This is a genomic window from Brenneria alni, from assembly GCF_003666245.1.
Classification (GTDB): domain Bacteria; phylum Pseudomonadota; class Gammaproteobacteria; order Enterobacterales; family Enterobacteriaceae; genus Brenneria; species Brenneria alni.
Genome location: NZ_MJLZ01000080.1, coordinates 1 through 4,173, shown reverse-complemented (window position 1 = coordinate 4,173; position 4,173 = coordinate 1). Strand labels below are relative to the sequence as shown.

Sequence of the window (4,173 nt, the reverse complement as noted above, 5' to 3'; positions counted from 1 at the left end):
GGACAGGTATGGTGCGAGCGACGACCAGAGTTCGTGCTGGGTGCGGGTAAGTCAGGGCTGGGCGGGGGGCCAGTACGGGATGATAGCGATACCGCGCATCGGGCATGAGGTGATAGTGAGTTTTCTGGAGGGCGACCCGGACCAGCCGATAGTGACGGGGAGGACGTTTCATGTCACCAATCGAGTACCGTACCCGCTGCCAGCTAACAGAACCCGTACCACACTGCGTTCTAAAACACATAAGGGGCAGGGTTTCAACGAACTCAGTTTTGAGGATGCTACAGACAACGAAGAGATCTTCATTCACGCACAGAAGAATATGGCCGTGCGGGTGCTCAATTCCAAAGATGAACGTGTGGAATATAACCGGACGACCAGTATCGGTCATGATGAAGAACTGGTGGTCGCCAACGATCGCAAGGTGACGGTGGAGGGTAATCAGGATCAGAAGGTTGCAGGCAACAACCTGATGCTGACGGAGGGCGATCTGGGCATACAGGTAAAGGGCGATCTGGCGCAGAAGATTGGCGGCGTCTTTAGCGTGGACAGCAACGGAGATTTGACGTTGCAAAGCGGCAGCAAGCTGACGCTGCGGGTGGGTGGCAACTTTGTCGTGGTACATGCCGGCGGCGTGGATATCAAAGGGCCGGTCATTAACCTGAATTCTGGCGGGAGTCCGGGCGATCTGGCGCTGCCAGCGGATCCGGCGATACTGAAAGCGGCAGCAGCCCAGGGAACATTGTTTGTTGCGCATTGCCCGAAGGACGACGAAGCATGAGTGGAACAGTACAATATGCAGTTATAGATGGCGCCGTTGAAGAGGAATTGCTTGATTTTCTGTCTGAACACAATCCGCCACATTGCTGCCTGTATGCGGAACCGCTACAACCAGAATTAGCGCTTGTGGCTCCTTATCTGGTTGAAGTAACCAAAGAAGCGGCATTATGGCTGTCTGGAAAGACCACACCCTGGGGTATTTATTTGTTCACATCGGCAATGATGAAAGATCTGCGGCACCATTTACGCCGATACTTACAGGTTATTATTCCGACAGAAGAGAAACCCGTTTTTTTCCGTTTTTATGATCCACGGAATATTTGGGATTTTTGTCATGTTCTGAGTGAATGGCAATTGCACTGTTTTATGGGGCCGATTGATAAAATCGCAACCACATTTGGCGGAGTGAGCCGGGAAGAATATTTTCAGGCCATTCGAGCGCCGTTTCCCAAAACTGCTAAGAATAGAATGAAGCTATTCAAAATTAACCAGTTTCAATTTGACGCCCTTAATCAATGCGCTGAAGTAAGGTATATCGAGGGGCTTATTTATCAAATCAGAGCGCAATACGCAGAAATGATACCACCAGTCTTAACTGATGAACGGCAATGGCAAAGAGATCAGGAGCGTTATCTTTATAAAGAACCGCCGGAGAATAACTCTGCTGATTTCTCGGCTGAGAGCATTGCCAGAGACTGTTATTATTTTTGCAAGATGAACGGGATTGAAGATGATCGTTCCATTCGCGGGATGCTTCATTTACTGATAGAAAAAAAGATTTATTCGTTAATGCAACTCCCCGTACCGTGGCGGGATATGTTAAGCGACGAAAGTCTGCCCGGCTATTTTCGCGTTGAAAGCTTGCTTAAAAAGGAACTGGGATATATTCCCCGCTAAAGGAGATGCATATGTCTGAAAAAAAAGTATCACTTACGGCAGGAAGTGCCTGTGCAACCTGCAATAATCCGGATCCCTGCACCTATCAGATAACGGTAGAGGCATTTGATAAAAAAACGCATGTCTGGCCAGTTGAGCAAAAAATTCACCTGAAAGTATTAGATAACGGAACAGGCAGCGAGGGAACCATTAAAGTAGAGGGGAAATGCCACGAACCGACCTGTCCACAGGCAACGCTGGAAAGTAGAAATGAGAAAATAAAGTTACAGAATGAAATAGCGAATCCAATCACGTTGTATTACAAGAAACCGTCAGATAAAACTGAAACTGATTTGCGAATAGATTCCATCTGGTCTTATTTAAATCGTATTATTTTGCCCTCGGATGTGATTGACGCGCCTCATCATTATGATTTAGTCACACAGGGCTGCACGGGTAAAGCCGTTTATGCACAAATAGATGTCTATCCTACACTGGAACTACGCGCAGTGATCGGCTTTAGTTACGATCTGAAAGGCAAGGAGCGTTCGTGGAAAGAACGGCGAGATGAACAGATAGCGGCCAGGAAAAAGATGGAGGACGTCAAGCCGAAAAACGGCAATAAATTGCGTAGCGGCTGGACGTTGCAAACCGACCAGTTTCAAATCACGCACACACGATCACTGAATATTGAGTACGGTCTTAAAATTAGCAATACAGACTATTCTGCTAAATTCGCTGAAGCGACCCGCAGGATTAAAACCGTTAAAACCCTGGAGCAGATCGGTAAGGTTGAACGCTTTGTAACCAATATTAATAAATATCTGTTACCCGACCCGGAGAAAAAAGGCACGCGTGAATACCGCGTGTTTGATTACTCGGTCGAGCCGATTAATATGGGGGTCTCGTATGCCTATCAGCGTATGCTCAGTGTTGATGATGCAACGCATTTTATCGGTTTTTACGCTGCCCCTTTCCTTAGTATGAAGATGAAAATCGATCTGATACAACTATTGGCCGCGTATTGTAAAGTTGAACGAATAGCCGCCAAATGCCGGGAGTTTATCGCCAGAGGTGGAAACGCCATAGAGTGTTATTTACAATTAACCACGGCGGTGCATTTAGCTATTGGCGCTGCCTATAAACAACAGGACTGGACATTCAGCGCGGGTAAAGAGAATAAACTGGGTTTCACGCTGGAAGGGGTCGTTAGCGTGGCATTTAAAACCGAAGTGTTATTTGTTGAGGTCGCATTGAAAGCATCGGGATCAATTAAAACTGAAGCAGGTTTTAAACTGGATCAGCATGACGAAGGTATCGATTTGGTGGGGTATCATGATGGGGTTGTGGCTGAGGTGGCATTAGTAGGTGATTTAAAAAGAGGAGGGGATGTAAGAGTTGTTAATGATTTGAATAATAAGTATGTGTACAAAACTAAAACTGTTTTAGGTGCGCCATTAAAAGAATCAGAATCATCAATGAGAATTAATTTATTTGGTAAGGAAAGAATGCTGCCCAAGCTAAAAGCGATACCTGCGGAACCGTGGGCAATGGGATACAATCCTAAGTCTAAATGATTGAAGGAAATATCATGATTAGCAAAATGAGTAAATGGAAAAGCATAGTTCTTTCAGGAGTGATAATGATGTCTACAGCAAATGCCGCTATTGAACCACTAAAAATTCGCAGTGTATTTGATATTAATTATGTGTTTTGCGCAATCAAAACCAATGGCGTTCTTGGCATGGATAACCGTGATTTTGCCGTATCTGGAAGTGGTTTCGGTTCATCAAGTACCAACGCGTTGCTTGTTTTGGCAAATGGCGAGAACGAAATTACTGTGGAGATAGGCGCATTGGGATGGTTCTCAACGGAAAAAATAAGCGATGAGGAGCGCAAAAAATTTCATCCAGACGCGGGCTGTAAAGTTGATTTAACGGCTTTTCTGGGCGATGAAACAGCGGTATTAGGCCACATCCATATCGGTATCGATCAAGACGGCATTCCCTTTGCCAAACCCGATGAGGAAAACGTCTCAGCGAATCGTGAAAAAATCACCGCAAAAAAAATAGCCGCCCGGCAGGTTGAGAAAGGACATATCCCCGCTAATTATTTTATTGATAATTATTTCCCCGATGGCATGGAGCTGTATCAGTTTACCCAAAAAGCCTATCTTAAAGGATTGCCAGAATGGAAATGGATCAAGGCCACCCCGTTTACCGGCAGGCCGGAACAGATTCAGGCGCTACAGGTTGCTTATCTTGAACTCTGGCATCTTTTTGCGACAAAAAATAATGTGGCAATAAAGAAATATCTTAATGAATCATTGCAGGCATGGGCAATAACAACCGGAGAAAATGTTGATGATATATATAATAACTACAGTTTTGTCGAGGATTTTAAAAATCCAGGGTTTGAAATGATCCCCATCAACTGGAATGACTATCAACTTGAGGTGATGAATAATAATCGGATGGTTCGTTTTATCAATAAATCAGACCATACTATATATCCTATTTC

General features: G+C 45.1%; 4 protein-coding genes. All 4 read left to right on the top strand.

Features of this window, described 5'->3' with window-relative positions; translation table 11 throughout:
• The coding region (locus BIY29_RS19450; protein WP_121576663.1) for a type VI secretion system Vgr family protein at positions 1–778 on the top strand (778 nt) is incomplete at its 5' end.
• A complete protein-coding gene (locus BIY29_RS19445) occupies positions 775–1,674 on the top strand; it encodes a DUF4123 domain-containing protein (RefSeq protein WP_121576662.1) in 900 nt (299 codons plus the stop codon). The genes BIY29_RS19450 and BIY29_RS19445, both read left to right, overlap by 4 nt.
• Positions 1,675–1,685: 11 nt before the next feature.
• Entirely contained in the window at positions 1,686–3,230 is a 1,545-nt protein-coding gene (locus BIY29_RS19440) for a hypothetical protein (protein ID WP_121576661.1), read from the top strand.
• 14 nt (positions 3,231–3,244) lie between these two features.
• A partial coding sequence (locus tag BIY29_RS19435) for a hypothetical protein (RefSeq protein ID WP_147437187.1) occupies positions 3,245–4,173 on the top strand: 929 nt, incomplete at its 3' end.